The sequence below is a fragment of the Delftia sp. 60 genome, assembly GCF_002754395.1.
GTDB lineage: Bacteria > Pseudomonadota > Gammaproteobacteria > Burkholderiales > Burkholderiaceae_C > Comamonas > Comamonas acidovorans.
The window spans coordinates 3,336,851-3,354,735 of the sequence record NZ_PEFD01000001.1; the positions used below are offsets into that span (position 1 = coordinate 3,336,851).

The following is a 17,885-nucleotide window of genomic DNA, read 5'->3' on the forward strand; positions in this document are numbered from 1 at the left end:
CTGTTCGATGGCAACCGATTTCATCGAACGACTTCCGAAGGAAAAACAGACCATGGCTCTCCGGCCCGGCATGCGCAGCGTGGCGCGCACTCCCTCCCCCTTGCTCTTTCCACTGTCCCAGACAGGTCTCGCCGTGCTCATGGCAGCGGGCCTGGTGGCAGGCGCCGCCTTGCCGCGCGCTGCGCTGGCCCAGGCCGGTGCGGCGGCGGTCAGCGCGGTGCAGCGTCCGTTCCAGGTGCCGGCAGGCCCGCTGGCCGCCGCGCTCACGGCGTTTGCCGCTGACGCAGGCGTGAGCATCAGCGCACCGCCCGCCATGGTGCAGGGCCGGCGCACCCAGGGCGTGCAGGGCCGCCTCACGGTGCGCGAGGCGCTGGACCGGTTGCTGGCCGGCACCGACCTGCAGGCGCAGGCGGCGGGGGAGGGCGGTTTTGTGCTGCGTGCGGTGCCCGAGGCCACCCAGGCATCGACCGTGCTGGGTGAGGTCAGGGTGACCGCCGCGGCCCCGGCAGAAAGCCCCTGGGGCAGCACCAGCGGGTATGTGGCGCGCCGGGCCAGCACGGCCACCAAGACCGATGCGTCGATTCTGGAGGTGGCGCAATCGGTGTCCGTCATCACGCGCGACCGCATGGACGACCAGGGCGTGCGCACGCTCAACGACGCCGTGCAGTACACGGCCGGCGTGCGCACCAACACGGGCGGGGCAAATCCTGCGGACGACAGTCTGTCGGTGCGCGGCTTCAGCCAGTTCTCGGGCAATTTCTACCTGGACGGGCTGCGCCTCATGCCGCTGGGCACGCTGGGCTTTTTCGGCATGGAGCCTTACGGGGCCGAGCGCATGGAGGTCCTCAAGGGGCCGGCCTCGGTGCTGTATGGCCAGAACTCGCCGGGCGGCATCGTGAACTTCGTGTCCAAGCGGCCTTCGGCCGATGCGGTGCGCGGCATGGAGTTGTCCGTGGGCAGCCATGCTCGCCGGCAGGCGGCCTTCGACCTCGGAGGGCCGGTGGGTGACGATGGCACGGTGAGCTACCGCCTGGTGGGGCTGGCCAGGGCGGCCGACCAGCAGATCGACTTCATGCGTGATGACCGCGTCTACCTGGCGCCCAGCCTGACCTGGGCGCCGGACGCGCGCACCAGCGTCACGCTGCGCGGCTTCTACCAGAAGAACCACGCCATGATGTCCACCAACGTGCAGTGGGATGCGCTCAACGGGCGCAACCCCAATGGCCGGCTGCCCCTGAACCGCTTCCTGGGAGAGCCGGGCTTCGACCGTGAAGAGACCGAGGTCGCATCGCTGGGCTACGACGCACGGCACGAATTCGACAACGGCTGGACGCTGCGGCAGAACTTCCGCTACCTGCACGCACGCAACCACGAGCAGTACATGTTCCGCTACGGGCCGCTGATCGACGGCTCCATCACCAACCGGGAGATCGATTCGCGCGATGGCAAGGGCGGCGTCTACACCGTGGACACCAGCCTGTCGGGCCAATTCGCGGCGGCCGGCCTGCAGCATGAATTCATCGTGGGGCTGGACTACAACCGCAGCCGCTCGAGTTTCGACTCCTATATTGCCGACGGGCCGCAGCTGGACATCTACCGGCCCGTCTATGGCAGCTTCATCGACACCTCGCTGCTGCAGCCCGATGCGCTGCGCGATGAGCGCGCCCAGCAGGCAGGCCTCTACGTGCAGGACCGCATCCGCAAGGACCGCTGGGTGCTGGCCCTGGGCGGGCGCCACGACTGGAGCCGCCTGGAGCAGTCCAGCCGCCTGGCCGACCCCGTGTCCACCAGCGTGCGCAAGCCCAAATCCTTCACCGGCCGCGTGGGCCTGACCTATCTTGCAGACAACGGCGTGGCGCCCTATGTCAGCTACAGCGAGTCGTTTGTCCCTCTGATGGGCGCTGACCGCAACGACCGGCCCTTTGATCCGGAAACCGGCAAACAGGTCGAGGTCGGCGTCAAGTACTCGCCCGACGAGCGCAGCAGCTTCACGCTGGCCGCCTTCGAGCTGCGCCGGCAGAACGTGCTCACCACCGACCCCGAGAACGTCCGCTATTCCATACAGCAGGGCGAAGTGCGTTCTCGCGGCATCGAGTTCGAGGCGGCAGTCCAGCCCACGCGCGGGCTCAAGCTCCTGGCAGCGCTGACCTACAACCCCGTCAAGGTGACCCGGGCCCAGCCAGACCAGTGGGGCGGCAACGTGCAGGGCAAGTCGCCTTACGAAGTGCCCCGCAAGATGGTGTCGGCCTGGGTGGACTATGCCTTTGGGGGCGACCTGCTGGGGCTGGGGGCGGGCGTGGGGGCGCGCTACATCGGCTGGAGCTGGGGCGATGCGGACAACAGCTTCCGCGTACCGTCGTTCACCCTGGTGGATGCCTCGCTGCGCTATGACCTGGGAAAGATGCGCAGTGACTGGCGCGGGGCCAGCGTGAGCCTGACGGTCAAGAACCTGTTCGACAAGTACCACACGGCGTCGTGCTTTTCCGCCAATGCCTGCAACTACGGCGAAGCGCGCAACATGGTGGTTCGGTTCGGGTACATCTGGTAGGCCTTGCGCCATCAGGCCGGTCGAAAGCGCGGTTGCACGCTTCCTGGCATGGATACAATCGAATAAGAATGATTCTTGTTTGATTGCGGGCCCCGCCCTCAAGGGAATCGGGACCTGCCATGCCATCCGCCTCCACCCCCAGCACCGAGAAGCCGCCTCCCTGTACACCGCCCACCATGGCTGGCTGCAGGGCTGGCTGCGCCGCAGGCTGGGCAACGGGGCGGATGCGGCGGACCTGGCGCAGGACACCTTCGTGCGCATCCTGGGCGTGCGCGACCTGGCCGGTGTGCAGGAGCCGCGTGCCTACCTGACCACGGTAGCCAAGGGCGTGCTCGTCAACTGGTACAAGCGCCAGGCGCTGGAGCGGGCCTACCTCGAAGCCCTGGCCGCGCTGCCCGAGCCCGTGGCGCCTTCGCCCGAGCAGCGCGCCCTGGTGCTGGAGACCCTGCACGAGATAGACACCATGCTGGACGCGCTGCCGCCCATCGTGCGGCGCACGTTTTTGCTGTCCCAACTGGACGGCATGAAGTACGAGGACATCGCGCAGCAGCTGGAGGTCTCGCTCACCAGCGTCAAGCGCTACATGGCCCAGGCGTTTCGCCAATGCCTGGTGGCAATGGCGTGATGGAGACCCCCCTGCAAGCGCGCGTGCTCGACGAGGCCGCCGAATGGCTGATGCGCCTGCACGACAGCGGCGCCACCGATGCCGACCGTGCCGCCTGCGAACGCTGGCGCCAGGCCGACCCACAGCATGCGCTGGCCTGGGAGCGTGCCGAGCGGCTGCTGGGCAAGTTGGGCGGCCTGCCTGCAGCTCTGGCCATGCCGGCGCTGGACCGGCCCCGAAGCCACCGCGCCCAGCGCCGCGCCGCCGTGGCCCGGCTGGCCGCGCTGCTGGCCGTGGCGCCTGCAAGCTGGCTGGTATGGAGCGCGGCGGACCAGCGCGGCTGGGGCGCCGACCTGCGCACCGCCACCGGCGAGCGCCGCACCGAGCATCTGGCCGATGGCAGCCGCCTCCTGCTGGACACGGCCAGCGCGGTGGACATCCGGTTTGATGGCGCACTGCGCCTGCTCACCCTGCGCCAGGGCGCGATTTCCATAGAAACGGCGGCCGATACCGCCACGCCGCACCGCCCCTTTGTCGTGGACACCGCCCATGGCCGGCTGCGCGCGCTGGGCACCCGCTTCACCGTGCGGCAGGAGGGCGACAGTGCGGACGGCGGCCCCGTGCGCCTGGCCGTGACCGAGGGCGCCGTGGAGGTCACGCTGCGCGGCGCCGCTCACCCGGCGCTGGTCGTTCAAGCCGGTCAGCAAACGGTATTGCGAGCGGGGGAGGTGACCGCGCCCCAGCCCCTGCAGCCCGAAGCCACGGCCTGGACCCACGGCATGCTGATGGCCGACGCCATGCCGCTGGCCGCGTTCTGCGCCGAACTGTCGCGCTACCGGCCCGGCCTGCTGCAGTGCGCGCCCGAGGTGCGCGCGCTGCGCGTGTCCGGCTCCTTCCCGCTGGGCGATACGGACCGGACGCTGACCATGCTGGCCTCCACCTATCCCGTCGACGTGCAGACACGCATGCGCGGCTACTGGATCACCGTGGTCGCCAGGAACTAAAAAAATCGAGGCAGGCTGGTACTTTTTCGGATCTCGGCTGGCAACGGGGAAAGAGCTTCTTTCTTCACCGCCTCCAAGGACCGATTTCCATGCCTGCCGTACCCATGCCGCATCCCGTCTTCCATCCCCTGGCGCATGCCGCCCGACTGGCCCTGCTGGGCATGGCATTGGCCGCAGGCGCCGTGCAGGCGGCCGAACCGGCCCCCGCAGCCCAGACCTACCAGATCGCGCCCGGGCCGCTGGGCCGCACGCTGGCCGGCGTGGCCACGGCGGCGGGTATTTCGCTGTCCTTCGATCCAGCGCTGACCGAAGGGCTGACCAGCCCGGCCCTGTCCGGCCACTATGCGCCGCAGCAGGCGCTGCAGCGCCTGCTGGCCGGCAGCGGGCTGGACATGGTGGCGCGCAGCGATGGCAGCTACACGCTGCGCAGGCAGGCGACCCAGGCCGTCCAGGCGGCAGGCGCCACCGCGCTGGGCGAGGTGCTGGTCACGGCGCAGGCCGAGCGCAGCGCCGTGACGCAAGGATCGGGCAGCTATGCGGCCACCGGACCCAGCAGCACGGCGACACGGCTGGGCCTGTCGCAGCGCGAGACCCCGCAATCGCTGAGCGTGATCACGCGCGAGCAGATCGATGACCGCGGTTTTCAGTCGCTGGAGGAGGTTGCCCTGGATGCCACGGGCCTGAGCACACGCCAGATCGGGGGCGGAGAACGCACGCAGTTCTTCCTGCGGGGTTTCGAGGTCAACTCTTTCCTGGCCGATGGCGTGCCGCTGGCCTTCGACTACGACACGCAGGGCCTGGCCACCATGGCCATGTACGACCGCGTGGAGGTGCTGCGCGGCGCTGCCGGACTGATGACGGGCACGGGCAATCCGTCCGGCACCATCAACCTCGTGCGCAAGCGCCCCACGGATGCCCCTCAGGTCTCGCTGACGGGCAGCCTGGGCTCCTGGAACAACCTGCGCGGCGAAATCGACGCGTCCGGCCCGCTCAATGCGGCCGGTACGCTGCGAGGCCGCGCCGTGGTGGCCCTGCAGGATACGGACACCTTCAAGCGGGCGTACCGCCATGAGCGCCAACTGGTCTACGGCACGCTGGAGGCCGATATCGCCCCGCGCACGCGGCTGAGCCTGGGCGGCTACTACAACAGGGAAGATAACCCCGGCGCCGACTGGAACGGCCTGCCCACGCGGCGTGACGGCAGCTTCTACCCGCTGCCGAGATCGGCGCGCGTGACGCCTGACTGGGCCTACTGGAACAAGGAAAACGCCAGCCTCTTCGCTGAACTGGAGCATGGCCTGGGCAACGGCTGGAAGACCCAACTGACCGCACGCGTGCTGCAGGCGAAGATGGACATGCTGGGGACCTACCTGTATCCGCTGGAAGATTCCGCCGACTTCGGCCAGGGCGTGGGAGCCTATGCCTACAAGAAGACCCAATACAGTCTCGACGCCTTCGCGCAGGGGCCCTGGCAATGGTTGGGCCGTACCCATGAAATGGTCTTCGGCGCCAGCGTGAGGCAAAACAGCGACGACGACGGACCTGGCGGGTGGCCGTCGGACTACCAGCAGATCGTGGACCCCATGACCTGGGATCCGGGCTCCGTTGCCCGGCCGGCCATCAACACCCTATGGTCGCGGCGCGGCCACCAGCGGCAGCTGGGTGCCTACGGAACACTGCGGTTGAGCGTCGCGCAGCCCCTGACCGCGCTGCTGGGCGCGCGCGTGGATTCCTACTCCTACGACATGCTCACGCGCTCGGGGGAATGGAGCGATTCCAGCAGGTACCGGGTCCATGACCGCATCACGCCCTATGCAGGCCTGGTCTATGCGCTGGACAGCCGGCATTCCGCCTATGCCAGCTGGACCGGCGTGTTCCAGCCCCAGAGCAACCAGGGCGCCAGAGGCGCGCTGCTGGACCCGGTGACGGGACGCAACCTCGAGCTTGGCATCAAGGGCGAGTACGCCCAGGGCCGGCTGCAGGCCAGCGCGGCGCTGTTCCAGATCAACCAGAAGAATCTGCCGCTGCAACTGCCGCAATCGCAGTGCAGTCCCAATGTGGCGTCCTGCTATGCGCAGACCGGAGAGGTGCGTAGCAGGGGGGTGGAGTTCGAGCTGGCGGGTGCCGTCACGCCCTCCCTGCAGCTGATGGCCGGCTACACCTACAACAGGGCGCAGCATGTCCGCGACTCGGACGTCGCCAAGGCCGGCACGCCCTATGACACCCAGACCCCGCGCCATCTGCTCAAGCTGTCGGCCCGCTACCAGCTGCCGGGCGCCTGGCAGCGCTGGTCCCTGGGCGGATCCGTGCGCATGCGCAGCGAGACTCGCTCGGCCGGCTACGGCGTGCGCCAGGGGGGCTATACGCTGGTGGACCTCATGGCGAGCTACCAATTCAGCCGGCAGCTGGATATACGGCTGAACATCAACAACCTCACGGACAAGTACTACTACCAGGCCATTGGCAGCACCCAGGACAACAACCATTTCGGGGCGCCGCGCAATGTGCTGCTGACGGCGCGCTACCGCTTCTGAAACAGAGACAGGTTGGCATGGATACAATCGAATAAGAATGATTCTTGTTTGATTGTGGGCCCCGCCCCCAAGGGAATCGGGACCTGCCATGCCATCCGCCTCCGCCCCCCAGTACCGAGAAGTCACAGCCCTGTACCTGGCCCACCACGGCTGGCTGCAGGGCTGGCTGCGCAAGAAGGTGGGCAATGCCTTCGACGCGGCCGATCTGGCGCAGAGCACCTTCCTCAAGGTCCTGGGCGCCAAGGGCCTGGACCAGCTCCAGGAGCCGCGCGCCTACCTGACCACCATTGCGCGCAACCTGCTGATCAACCAGGTGCGGCGCCGCGCCATCGAGCAGGCCTATCTCGATGCCCTGGCCGCCATGCCCGAGCCCGTGGCGCCGCCGCCCGAGGTCCGGCTCATGGTGCTGGAGACCCTGGTCGAGATAGACCGCCGCCTGGGCCGCCTGCCCGCGCTGGCCAAGCAGGCCTTCCTGCTGGCCCAGCTCGAAGGGCTTGGCCATGGCGAGATCGCGGCCGAGCTGGGGATTTCCGTCTCCACCGTCAAGCGGCATCTGGCCAAGGCGGCCATGCGCTGCTTCTTCCCGGAGTAGGCGGCATGCAGGCGTTCCCTTCCGCTTCTTCCCCCATTTCTGCCGAAGTGGCCCGCCAGGCCGTGCAATGGTGGCTGCAACTGAACTCCGGCAAGGCCCAGGCCCGGCAGCACGATGGCCTGCAGCGCTGGCGTGCGGCCAGCCCCGAGCATGAGGCCGCCTGGCAGCGCATCGAATCCATGGGCAGCCAGATGGCCGGCATTCCCATGCCGCTGGCGCGGGCCGCATTGGCCGCACCCGGCTCGGCCGGCAGGCGCCGTGCGGTGCAGGCGCTGGCCGTGCTGCTGGTCTCGGGCGCGGGCTCCGCTGCCGTCGTGCGCTCGCAGGCCTGGCGCGGCTGGACGGCCGACCAGGTGGCTGCCGTGGGCGAGCAGCGCCGGCTGCCGCTGCCCGACGGCGGCAGCGTGGTGCTCAACACCGGCAGCGCCCTCAACCTGCGCTACGGCGCGGCCGAGCGCGTGCTGGAGCTGGTGCGTGGCGAAATCCTCGTGCAGACCGCGCCGGACAGCCTGCACCGTCCCTTCATCGTGCAGACCGCCATGGGCGCTGTTCAGGCCCTGGGCACGCGCTTCACGGTGCGCGAGCGCGAGTCCGGCGTTGAAGTGGGCGTGCTGCAAGGCGCCGTGCAACTGCGGCCTGCGCATGCCCCGCATGCCGCGCAGCGCATCGATGCGGGAGAGCAGGGCACGTTCACGGCCCAGCAGGCCGTGCACTCCGGCGCGCTGGACACGGCGGCCAGCGCCTGGGCTGAAGGCATGCTGGTGGCCTCGCGCATGCGGCTGGAGGATTTCCTGGCCGAGCTGGGCCGCTACCGGCGCGGGCGCCTGGGCTGCGACCCGGCCGTGGCCGGCCTGCACGTCTCCGGCGCCTATCCGCTGGCCGACACCGACCGCGTGCTGGCCGCGCTGACCTCGTCGCTGCCCGTGGAAATCCACTCCTTCTCGCGCTACTGGGTGATGGTGCGGCCTGCCGGGGCGGGCAAGGCATGAGCGGCACGGCCTGCATGAAGGCCTTCGCACTTTCCTGAAAAAAATTTGAGCTGATTTGCCGGCGATGGCTGTCAACAGAGACAGGAGCGCACCACAGCGTGCGCCAACGCTTCTCTACAACCATTGCAACAAGGCCTTTCCATGCGCCCTCAGACCATGCGCCAGAACTCCATGCGGCAGACTGCCGCCTCCACCGTCCGCCCATCCCCGGCGGCCCCGGCATTACGTCCGGTGGCGCTGGCGCTGCAGGTGCTGTGCGCTGGCACGCTGGCGGGGCTGGCCGCCGCGGGCGCCCTGGCTCCGGCACAGGCCTGGGCGCAGCCGGCTGCCGGTGCTTCGCAGCAACGCCAGTACGACATTGCAGCCGGCCCGCTGGAAAGCGTGCTCAACCAGCTCGGGCGCGAGGCCGGAGTGCTGGTCACCTTCGGCTCGGCCGTCACCGAAGGCTTGCGCAGCGGCGGCGTGAGCGGGCGCTTCACCGTGGAGCAGGCGCTGGACCGCGCCTTGCTGGGCACGCCGCTGGCGGCCGTGCGCTCGGCCGGTGGCGGCTACACCCTGCGCGAGATGCCCGTGGTGCCGGCCGCCTCCGGCGCGGCGGGTGCTGCGGGTGCGGCAGGCGCGGGGTCCTCCCAGACACTCAGGACCGTGCTGGTCACGGCCTCGGCCCAGGCCAGCCCCACCACTGAAGGCTCGGGCTCCTACACCACGCCGGCCACGGCGGCCGCCACGGGCCTGAGCCTGTCGCTGCGCGACACGCCGCAGTCCGTCAGCGTGCTCACGCGCCAGCAGATCGAGGACCAGGGCCTGCTCTCGCTCAACGACGCCATGCGCAGCGTCACCGGCATCCATGTCGTCAGCTCGGACAGCGACCGCTCGGACTTCTACTCGCGCGGCTTCTACGTGGACAACCTGCAGTACGACGGCGTGCCCACCTCCATCGGCCTGTCGTTCTACGGTGACTCGGGCACCGATACCACCATCTATGACCGCGTCGAAGTGGTGCGCGGCGCCACGGGCCTGCTCACGGGAGCGGGCAATCCGTCGGCCTCCATCAACATGGTGCGCAAGCACGCCAACAGCAAGGTGTTCACGGGCTCGGCCTCGGCCAGCGTGGGCTCGTGGAACCACCATCGCGGCACGGTGGACCTGTCCATGCCGCTGACGCAGGACGGCCGCATCCGCGCACGCGTCGCAGGCATGGCCGAAGAGCGCGACTCCCATGTGGATCTCTACCACGCGCGCAAGCAGGTCTTCTACGGCGTGATCGATGCCGACCTCACGCCCGACACCACGCTCAGCGTGGGCGCCGACTACCAGTCCAACCGGCCCACCGGCTCGACCTGGGGCGGCCTGCCGCTGGTCTTCACGAACGGCATGCCGGCCGACTGGAGCACCTCCAAGACCACGGCCGCGAACTGGACGCGCTGGAACAGCACCAACAAAAACATCTTCGCCAACCTGCAGCACCGCTTCGGCAACGACTGGAAGCTCAAGGCCAACTTCGTGCACCGCGACAGCGCCTACGACGCCAAGCTGCTGTACCTCATGCGCCAGCCCGACATCACCACCGGCCTGGGCATGGCGGCCCTGCCCAACTACTCCGAATACAGCTTCCAGCAAAACAGCGCCGACCTGCAGGCGACGGGCGGCTGGGAACTGGGCGGGCGCCGCCATGAGGCCGTTGTCGGCCTGACCAGCAGCCGTGCCCGCGAGCACAAGGCCGGCCATGCGCGCACCAGCCCGCTGCAGGACGTGGGCAACTACTACCAATGGGACGGCTCCTATGCCGAGCCCACCTGGGGGCCGCTGACCACCAGCAGCCTGGACCACACGCGCCAGGACGCGCTGTACGGCGCGCTGCGCCTGTCGCTGGCCGATCCGGTCAAGCTCATCGTGGGCGGGCGCCAGAGCAGCTGGAAGGTGCGCAGCCTCAGCGAGGTGCGCGACCACAACGTCTTCATCCCCTACGCAGGCCTGGTGCTGGACCTGAGCGAAGGCTTCTCTGCCTATGCCAGCTACACCGACATCTTCCAGCCCCAGAACTACCGCGACCGCGGCGGCAGCTACCTGGACCCCGTGGCGGGCAAGAGCTTCGAGATCGGCATCAAGGGCGAGCACCTGGACGGCAGGCTCAACAGCTCGCTGTCCGTCTTCCGCATCCAGCAGGACAACGTGGCCCAGCTGGACGAAGGCCAGGTCGTGCCCGGCACCACCGACTTCGCCTACTACGGCGCCAAGGGCGTGACCAGCAAGGGCTTCGAGGCCCAGGTCTCGGGCGAGCTGGTCACGGGCTGGAACCTGTCGGCCGGCATTGCCCACACCGTCGCGCGTGACGCCCAGGGCCTGTCCATCAACGCCTGGGCGCCCAAGACCCAGGCCCAGCTGTTCACTTCCTACCGCCTGCCCGGTGGATGGAATCAGCTCACCGTGGGCGGCGGCCTGCAATGGCAAAGCCGCACCCGCGCCAGCGTCTTCGTGGCGGGCAATGACCTGGTCTTCGAGCAGAAATCCTTCGCCACCGCCAGCCTCATGGCGCGCTATGCCTTCAGCCCCAAGCTTTCGCTGCAGCTGAACCTGAACAACCTCTTCAACAAGAAGTACTACGTCAACATCGACGGCCAGGGCCAGTTCGGCACGCCGCGCCAGGCCATGGCGGTGCTGAACTACAAGTTCTGAGTGGACAGGGCGGCGGGGGCAACAGCGCAGGCCAACCGTTAGAATGCAAATGAGAATTGATCTCATATTTTGGGCCAGCCGCCCACGCATTCCTCGTCCCGCGCCATGCCTGCCGCCGAAACCTCCCTTCACCGCGAAGTCGCCACGCTCTACACCGACCACCACGGCTGGCTGCAGGGCTGGCTGCGCAAGAAGCTGGGCGATGTGCACCAGGCGGCCGATCTGGCGCACGACACCTTTGTGCGCCTGCTGGCGCGCGACGAGCCTGTGCAGGCGCGTGAGCCGCGCGCCTTTCTGACCACGGTGGCGCAGCGCGTGCTGGCCAACCACTATCGGCGCCAGCAACTGGAGCGCGCGTATCTGGAGGCGCTGGCCCAGGCGCCGCAGTCCTTTGCCATCTCGCCCGAGGAGCGCGCGCTGCTGCTGGAGGCGCTGGACGAGATCGACCGCATGCTCGACGGCCTGCCTGCCCCCGTGCGGCGGGCCTTTCTGATGGCCCAGCTGGACGGCATGAAGCAGGCCGACATTGCGCGCGAGCTGGGCCTGTCGCTGACCACCGTCAAGCGCTACCTGGTGCAGGCCGGCATGCACTGCTATTTCGCGGTGGATGCATGACGGCGCCGGGAGCCGGCCTGCCGCCCGAGGTAGCGCGCAGCGCCATCGAGTGGTGGCTGAAGCACCAGGATGGCCAGCTGTCCGATGAGTTGGCCCGCGAATGGCAAGCCTGGCAGGCCTGGCGCGCGGCCGATCCGCTGCACGAGCAGGCCTGGCAGCGCATCGCTGCCGTCAACCAGCGGCTGGCTGGGCTGGTGGCGCCGCCGCAATCACCGATAGCCCGGGCTGCGCTGGCCCCGCGTGGTTCCGCTCGCCGGCGCGTGATCCGGTCCCTGGCCGTTGCGGCCTTTGGTGCCGGCATTGCCTGGCAGCTGGAGCAGCGCCTGCCCTGGCAGGGCTGGGTGGCCGATGCACGCACGGCGCGGGGCGAGCGTCGGCAGATGGCGTTGCCGGACGGCACGCAGATCGTGCTCAACGGCGCCAGCGCGCTGGACATCGAATACAGCCGGCGGCACCGCCGCCTGCGCCTGCTGCAGGGCGAGGTGCTGGTCACCACGGCCAAGGACACCGAGCAGCCCGCCCGGCCCTTTGCCGTGCAGACCACTGCGGGCGAGGCGCTGGCCCTGGGGACGCGGTTTTCCGTGCGTGCGCTCGCGGATGGTGATTTCCAGGTGGGTGTGTTCGAGGGTGCCGTGCGCCTGACCCCCCGGCTGGCCGGTCACAGTGTGCTGGTGCTCAGGGCGGGCGAGCAGGCCACGCTGCGGGCCGATGGAGTCTCGCCAGCCACCGCCGTGCATGAGGACAGCACCGCCTGGACCGAGGGCATGCTGGTGGCGCGCGGCATGCCGCTGGCCCGGATGCTGCAGGCGCTGCAGCCGTACAGCGATGCGGCCCTGGCCTGCGAGCCCGAAGTGGCCAACCTGCGCATCTCCGGCACCTATCCGCTGGCCGACGTGCCGCGCGTGCTGGCCGTGATCGGTGCGCTGCCGGGACTGGAGCTGCGCTCCATGACGCGCTGGTGGGGCCGGCGCGAGGTGGTGGTGGGCAAGAAATCGGCAGGGGCTTGAAGGGGTCTGCGCAGTTTTTTTGAAGAAATCTGCGCCCGGGGTGGTCTGTTTCGAGAACTCGCGGGACATGGAGGAAGAGGGGGGCTTGCCATGCCGGGCTAGGCCCGCCCATCGATTCGTCCATTCATCCGTTTCTCTTTTCCTTCCAGGCCCCGTCCTTCGCACACCATGGCATATCCCTCAGCGCCCCGGCGCTTTCCCTGCGCCTTGCGCCCCTCTGTCGTCCCGTCCCGTGGCCTGTTGCTGGCATTGGCCTGCGCGGGGCTGGGCAGCAACCTGTGGGCGCAGGCGCCTTCGCCGTCCGTCAACACCACGGCCGCCACAGCAGCCAAACGCATCTACCAGATTCCGGCGGGCACGCTGGAGGACGCGCTCAACCGATTCGGGCGCGACTCGGGTTTGCTGCTGTCCTTCACCCAGGAACAGGTCCAGGGCCTGCGCAGCCCGGGGCTGCAGGGCAGCCACACCGCGCAGGCCGGCCTGGCCGCGCTGCTGCAGGGCACGGGGCTGGAGGCGGCGGTGCAGCCGCAAGGCGGCTATGTGCTGCGCCAGCGCGCCGTGCCCGATGCCCGGGCGCCAGACGTTGCCCCGCGCGCGGTGTCGCTGGCCGAGGTGCGCGTGGCCGCGCGCCGGGCCGGTGACGGCACGACCGAAGGCACGGGCTCCTACACCAGCCGCGTGACCAGCATTGCCTCCAAGACGGACCAGTCGTTCCGCGAGATTGCGCAGTCGGTATCGGTGGTCACACGCGAACAGCTCGACGACCAGCGCGTGACCGATGTGACCGAGGCCCTCAAGCTCACGCCCGGCGTGGTCGTGGCCAATACCGTGGGCGACTTCTATTCGCGGGGCTTTCAGATCACCAGCATGCAGATCGACGGCGGCGCGCCGCTGGCTTTGGGCGCCTACACCTATTCGCCGCAGCAGGACATGGCCTTCTACGACCGCGTCGAAGTCATGCGCGGCGCCTCGGGCCTGCTGGGCGGCGTGGGCGATCCGGGCGGCATCATCAACCTGGTGCGCAAGAAGCCGCTGGCCCAGCGGCAGTTCAAGGCCGCGCTGTCGGCCGGTTCCTGGAGCCGGCGCGGCGTGGAGCTCGATGCCAGCGCGCCGCTGGCCGACGACGGCCGCGTGCGCGGCCGCGCCGTGCTGTCCTACCACAAGGGCGACTCCTACATGGACCTGCGCAGCAGCGAAAAGCCGTCGCTCTACGGCGTGCTGGAGGCCGACCTCACGCCAGACACCCTGCTGACCGTGGGCGGCAGCTACGGAAAGACCCATGAGAACGGCGACTATGCCGGCCTGCCGCGCTTTGCCGACGGCAGCAGCCTGGGCCTGCCGCGCCACACCAACTTCACCCAGCCCTGGGCCTATTACGACTACGAGACCAAGGAGCTGTTCGCCCAGCTCGAGCACAAGTTCGACAACCGCTGGAAGGCCAAGCTCAACGTCTCGCGCGTGGAGACCGAGCTGGACCGCTTCTGGGTCTACATGGGCGGCGCCATCAACCCGCAGACCCTGGCGGGTGCGGTCTGGCGCGGCGGCCACATCCAGTCCGGCAATACGCAGGAGGTGGTGGACCTGAGCCTGGGCGGTCCCTTCCAGCTCATGGGCCGCACGCATGAATTGCTGCTGGGCGCGGACTGGCAGCGCGTGGAAAGCTTCTGGCAAAGCGCCAATTTCACGGGCAGCGGCACCGTGGCCAGCAATCCGTTTGCTCCCAGCATCTGGACGCCGCCCACGGAAACCTACTTCAACACCCGCTACGGCCCCTGGGGCCAAAAGCAGATGGGCGGCTATGGCGTGCTGCGCCTGCATCCCACGGACAGGCTGCACCTCATCCTGGGTGCGCGCGCCAGCCGCTACGACTTCCAGCAGTCGATCTGGAACCTGGATGCGCAGGGCAACCGCACGCCCTGGTCGAACACGCCGTTCAAGGAACCCACCAAGATCACGCCCTATGGCGGGGTGATCTATGACCTGAACAGCCAGTGGTCGGCCTATGCCAGCTATTCGTCCATCTTCAAGCCGCAGGCGCTGAGCATGGCCGGCCCGGCGCCGGGCACCTCGCTGCCGCCGGTCAAGGGCGCCAGCTACGAGGCCGGCCTCAAGGGCGAGCTGATGGACGGACGGCTGAACGCCACCTTCAGCCTCTTCAATGTGGAGCGCACGGGCACGGCCGTGGTGGACCCGCGCTACGAGACCAGCAACAGCCGCTGGAGCGGCAACTGCTGCTACCTGGCACAGGGCAAGGTCACCAGCCGGGGCTTCGACATGGAGCTGGGCGGCGAGCTGCAGCCCGGCTGGCAGCTGGCAGCGGGCTACACCTTCAACAACACCCGCGACCGCAGCACCGAAAAGACCTACAGCAGCATCACGCCGCGCCACCTGTTCAAGCTGTCCACGGCCTATACGCTGCCGGGCGAGCTGTCGCGCTGGAAAGTGGGCGGCAGCGCCCAGATCCAGAGCACGCACTACGTCAGCGGCACGGCGCTGTCGGCGGCGGGCACGTCCGTGCCCTTTGACTTCACGCAGGGCGGCTACGCGCTGTGGAATGCCATGGTGCAGTACCGCATCGACCCGCGCTGGACGGTCACGCTGAACATCAACAACCTGCTCGACAAGACCTACTACCAGACCCTGGGCACAACGTTCAGCAACAACCTGTATGGCGCACCGCGCCACGCCATGCTCACGCTGCGCGGCAGCTTCTGAGGACGGCGGCGCAGGCGTTCGGGCCGCCGTTGTGCAGCCAGCGGCCTTGCGGGGGATCACACCACGCGCCGGGCCTCCACCTTCACATGGCCGGCCAGCAGGTCGGCGCTGTCGCGGATGGCGCGCAGCGCATGGGCCAGGGCCTGCTGGCTGTGGTGCTCCTGCGGTGCATGCACTGCCGCCAGGGCCAGTTGCGCCAGGGCCGAGATCTCGGTGCAGTTTTCCTGCACGCTGCCGTGGATCTCGGTGATGGCGCTGGTCAACTGGTGCAGGCTGGGTGGCTGTGTCCTGAGGGCGTCCTTGTCCATGGCCATGCCTCAGCCCTGCGGGCGCACCGGCTCTTGGGTGCGGCAGTCGAGCAGGTGCGCCATGGCTTTGGCAGCTGCCTCGGCCGCTTCGGCGCGGCGCATCTCGGCCGCGTCTTCGAATCCGCAGCCCATGGCCTGGGCCTCGGTGCCGGCGTAGTCGGCCAGCGTCTCGGCGCTGTCGCGGATGCTTTGCAGGGCGCGGGCCACCACATCCATGTGGCGATGGCCCTTGGGCGTCTCCAGCCATGCCAGGGCCAGCTGGGCGATGGAGGAGATCTCTGCACAGCCTTGCTGCACGAGGTGGTCCACCTGGGTGAGGGCATTGGACAGTTGACGGGGGCTGTGGCTATCCGTGGCGGGGGTGGGCTGGGCGGGGTTCATGCCTGGGCCCTCCGTGTGGAAAGGGCGGCGCCAAAAGAGGGCGCGCAGGCGAGTGCCAGAGAAACGGCAGTCATGTTTCCGTGCTCCTTACTGAGACTGAAGCCACCGACTCCGCGTTTTGAAGCACGAAACAGGTGGACGGGATGTTCAAAACACACAGCAAGGTGTGCGGACGCCCTTACGGGTAGCCCCATCCCGCCCGAAACCGCAGGGGCGTGGACGAGCGTCCACAGCCCGGAATCCAGACGTGACAAGGCCTCGCTTTCGGGGAGGCAGCACCGCTTGCTAATGGGTGTTTTGAAGCACCGGCCCCGTGACAGGGGGCTGGTGCGGATGATAGCGCGTGCGGCGTGCGCAAAGTCGCTTCGCGGCCCGTTGCACCTTGCGATCGCGCCCTTTCAGGGATGGCCCAGGGACCGCTGAAAGAGCCCGGCATGCATTGCGTTTATTGAGAATGATTCTTCTTTGCGCGGTTATGATCCAGCCCCATGGATTTGTCCGCCTCCTTCACCCGCGCTCTGCTTTCCGGCTTTGACCGGGCCTATGCCGACCTGGTGCGTGCCGCCACGCGCAGCACGGGCAGCCGCGAGGAGGCGGGCGACCTGGTGCACGACACCTGGCTGCGGCTGGCGGAACACGCGCGCAGCGCCCCGGCCGAGGCCGCAGACCTGGCCGGGGCCGCGAATCCGGCCCAGATGCCACGCGACGCCACGGCCTATCTGGCCGTGATGGCCCAGCACATGGCGCTGGATGCGCACCGCCGCCGCCAGCGCCATGCCCGCTACCTGGGCGAGGCGGCAGTCCATGAACAACTGGCGCCCAGCCATGCGCCCGATGTGGCCGATTCCGTCATGTACCGCCAGGCGCTGGCCGTGCTGGAGTCCGCCTTGCACAGCCTGCCCGAGCGCTGCCGGGCCGCCTTCATCGCCCACCGCGTGCAGGGCGAGCGCCAGCCGGAGATTGCCGAGCGCCTGGGCGTCAGCCTCAACACCGTGGAGCGCGACCTGATCCAGGCCAGTGCCTGCATAGAGGATGCGCTGCACCGCTGGCGCGGTACGCGGCCCGGCAGCGCCGTTGCGCGACATGCGGGTCGGCGGCGCAGCCTGGCCGCGCTGCTGGGCGTGGCCGGTTTCAGCCTGGGCGGCAGCCTGGGCTGGCAGCAATGGCGGCACTACCGCGACACGCATGTGCAGTGGCAGGCCGGCTGGTCCAGCCTGCGCGGCCAGCAGGTGCGCCATGGCCTGCCCGATGGCTCCAGCCTGCTGCTGGACGCGCTCAGCAGCGCGCAGGTGGAGTATTTCGCCACGCGGCGCGTGGTGCAGCTGACGCAGGGCGCGGCCTTCTTCGAGGTGGAGCGGGACGAGGACCGGCCCTTCACCGTGCAGGCCGGCGGCGTGCGCGTCACCGTGCTGGGCACGCGCTTCGGCGTGGAACTGGCCACGGGCGCCCAGGGGCAGGAGCGGGTCACGGTGCAGGTGGAGTCGGGGCGTGTGCGCGTGCAATCGGATGCGGATGGCGGGCGCTTCTATGAATTGTCTGCAGGGCAGGGCCTGCGCATGGAAGGCACGGTGGCCACGCAGACCCGGGGCGATGCCGGGCAGGCGGCCTCCTGGCGGCATGGCGAGCTGGTGTTTGCCGATGCCACGCTGGGCGAGGCCCTGGCGCGGCTGTCACGCTATGCGCCGTTCGACCTGCAGGCCACGCCCGAGGCCGCGCGCCTGCCCCTGAGCGGGCGCGTGCGCATCGCCAAGGCCCATGCCTGGGTGCGGGCGCTGCCCCATGCGCTGCCGGTACAGGTGCGCAGGCAGGCCGATGGCGGCCTGCTGGTGGCCACGGCGGGCTGAGGCGTGACGGTGGCAAGAGCAACTGCATGCGCACGGCAGCGGGGCGCACATTGTTTTTCAGGAGTTTT

At 69.0% G+C, this 17,885-nt stretch carries 13 protein-coding genes; 11 read left to right on the plus strand and 2 right to left on the minus strand.

The features are described 5' to 3' along the window. Positions 1 to 52: 52 nt before the first annotated feature. From CLV01_RS15130 to CLV01_RS15175, 10 genes are all read left to right on the plus strand, one after another. Positions 53 to 2,548: a TonB-dependent siderophore receptor gene (locus CLV01_RS15130; protein WP_099735140.1), complete on the plus strand. Its 2,496-nt coding sequence runs from the start codon at positions 53 to 55 to the stop codon at positions 2,546 to 2,548. 184 nt (positions 2,549 to 2,732) lie between these two features. Then, on the plus strand, positions 2,733 to 3,173 hold the full coding sequence (locus CLV01_RS15135) for a sigma-70 family RNA polymerase sigma factor (RefSeq protein WP_306563460.1): 441 nt from the start codon (positions 2,733 to 2,735) through the stop codon (positions 3,171 to 3,173). Further along, entirely contained in the window at positions 3,152 to 4,156 is a 1,005-nt protein-coding gene (locus CLV01_RS15140; protein ID WP_099733930.1) for a FecR domain-containing protein, read from the plus strand. The genes CLV01_RS15135 and CLV01_RS15140 overlap by 22 nt, the downstream gene beginning before the upstream one ends. An 89-nt stretch (positions 4,157 to 4,245) precedes the next feature. Then, the gene (locus CLV01_RS15145; RefSeq protein WP_099733929.1) at positions 4,246 to 6,690 is read left to right on the plus strand and encodes a TonB-dependent siderophore receptor; all 2,445 of its coding nucleotides are present in this window, start codon (positions 4,246 to 4,248) and stop codon (positions 6,688 to 6,690) included. A gap of 88 nt (positions 6,691 to 6,778) precedes the next feature. Beyond that, positions 6,779 to 7,282, plus strand: coding sequence for a sigma-70 family RNA polymerase sigma factor (locus CLV01_RS15150; RefSeq protein ID WP_013802807.1), 504 nt, complete (start codon positions 6,779 to 6,781; stop codon positions 7,280 to 7,282). A gap of 5 nt (positions 7,283 to 7,287) precedes the next feature. Next, complete coding sequence (locus CLV01_RS15155) at positions 7,288 to 8,271, plus strand: FecR domain-containing protein (protein WP_099733928.1); 984 nt, start codon at positions 7,288 to 7,290, stop codon at positions 8,269 to 8,271. 141 nt (positions 8,272 to 8,412) lie between these two features. Then, the gene (gene fhuE, locus CLV01_RS15160) at positions 8,413 to 10,947 is read left to right on the plus strand and encodes a ferric-rhodotorulic acid/ferric-coprogen receptor FhuE (RefSeq protein ID WP_099733927.1); all 2,535 of its coding nucleotides are present in this window, start codon (positions 8,413 to 8,415) and stop codon (positions 10,945 to 10,947) included. A 105-nt stretch (positions 10,948 to 11,052) separates the two neighbouring features. Continuing rightward, positions 11,053 to 11,562 (plus strand): sigma-70 family RNA polymerase sigma factor, encoded by a 510-nt coding sequence (locus tag CLV01_RS15165; RefSeq protein ID WP_047470604.1) that lies wholly within the window; start codon positions 11,053 to 11,055, stop codon positions 11,560 to 11,562. Then, positions 11,559 to 12,569 carry a FecR domain-containing protein gene (locus CLV01_RS15170; RefSeq protein WP_099733926.1) on the plus strand — a complete coding sequence of 337 codons (1,011 nt, stop codon included), beginning with the start codon at positions 11,559 to 11,561 and terminating at the stop codon, positions 12,567 to 12,569. The genes CLV01_RS15165 and CLV01_RS15170 overlap by 4 nt, the downstream gene beginning before the upstream one ends. Before the next feature lie 168 nt (positions 12,570 to 12,737). Then, positions 12,738 to 15,284 (plus strand): TonB-dependent siderophore receptor, encoded by a 2,547-nt coding sequence (locus CLV01_RS15175; protein ID WP_099733925.1) that lies wholly within the window; start codon positions 12,738 to 12,740, stop codon positions 15,282 to 15,284. A 56-nt stretch (positions 15,285 to 15,340) separates the two neighbouring features. On the opposite strand, the gene CLV01_RS15180 is transcribed toward CLV01_RS15175, so the two are convergent. Together CLV01_RS15180 and CLV01_RS15185 are read right to left on the minus strand one after the other, a co-directional pair. Further along, positions 15,341 to 15,598, minus strand: a complete 258-nt coding sequence (locus CLV01_RS15180; protein ID WP_099733924.1) for a hypothetical protein — start codon at positions 15,596 to 15,598, stop codon at positions 15,341 to 15,343. 3 nt (positions 15,599 to 15,601) lie between these two features. Next, positions 15,602 to 15,973, minus strand: coding sequence for a hypothetical protein (locus CLV01_RS15185; protein WP_099733923.1), 372 nt, complete (start codon positions 15,971 to 15,973; stop codon positions 15,602 to 15,604). A gap of 488 nt (positions 15,974 to 16,461) precedes the next feature. Between CLV01_RS15185 and CLV01_RS15190 the strand changes: the two genes are divergently transcribed. Further along, complete coding sequence (locus CLV01_RS15190) at positions 16,462 to 17,817, plus strand: sigma-70 family RNA polymerase sigma factor (RefSeq protein ID WP_099733922.1); 1,356 nt, start codon at positions 16,462 to 16,464, stop codon at positions 17,815 to 17,817. Positions 17,818 to 17,885 lie beyond the last annotated feature (68 nt).

Coding starts and splice junctions, on each gene's coding strand:
- CLV01_RS15190 (WP_099733922.1), top strand. CDS start 16,462: ATGGATTTGTCCGCCTCCTTCACCCGCGCTCTGCTTTCCGGCTTTGAC.
- CLV01_RS15175 (WP_099733925.1), top strand. CDS start 12,738: ATGGCATATCCCTCAGCGCCCCGGCGCTTTCCCTGCGCCTTGCGCCCC.
- CLV01_RS15170 (WP_099733926.1), top strand. CDS start 11,559: ATGACGGCGCCGGGAGCCGGCCTGCCGCCCGAGGTAGCGCGCAGCGCC.
- CLV01_RS15185 (WP_099733923.1), bottom strand. CDS start 15,973: ATGAACCCCGCCCAGCCCACCCCCGCCACGGATAGCCACAGCCCCCGT.
- CLV01_RS15180 (WP_099733924.1), bottom strand. CDS start 15,598: ATGGCCATGGACAAGGACGCCCTCAGGACACAGCCACCCAGCCTGCAC.
- CLV01_RS15165 (WP_047470604.1), top strand. CDS start 11,053: ATGCCTGCCGCCGAAACCTCCCTTCACCGCGAAGTCGCCACGCTCTAC.
- CLV01_RS15140 (WP_099733930.1), top strand. CDS start 3,152: ATGCCTGGTGGCAATGGCGTGATGGAGACCCCCCTGCAAGCGCGCGTG.
- CLV01_RS15145 (WP_099733929.1), top strand. CDS start 4,246: ATGCCTGCCGTACCCATGCCGCATCCCGTCTTCCATCCCCTGGCGCAT.
- CLV01_RS15130 (WP_099735140.1), top strand. CDS start 53: ATGGCTCTCCGGCCCGGCATGCGCAGCGTGGCGCGCACTCCCTCCCCC.
- CLV01_RS15150 (WP_013802807.1), top strand. CDS start 6,779: ATGCCATCCGCCTCCGCCCCCCAGTACCGAGAAGTCACAGCCCTGTAC.
- fhuE (WP_099733927.1), top strand. CDS start 8,413: ATGCGCCCTCAGACCATGCGCCAGAACTCCATGCGGCAGACTGCCGCC.
- CLV01_RS15155 (WP_099733928.1), top strand. CDS start 7,288: ATGCAGGCGTTCCCTTCCGCTTCTTCCCCCATTTCTGCCGAAGTGGCC.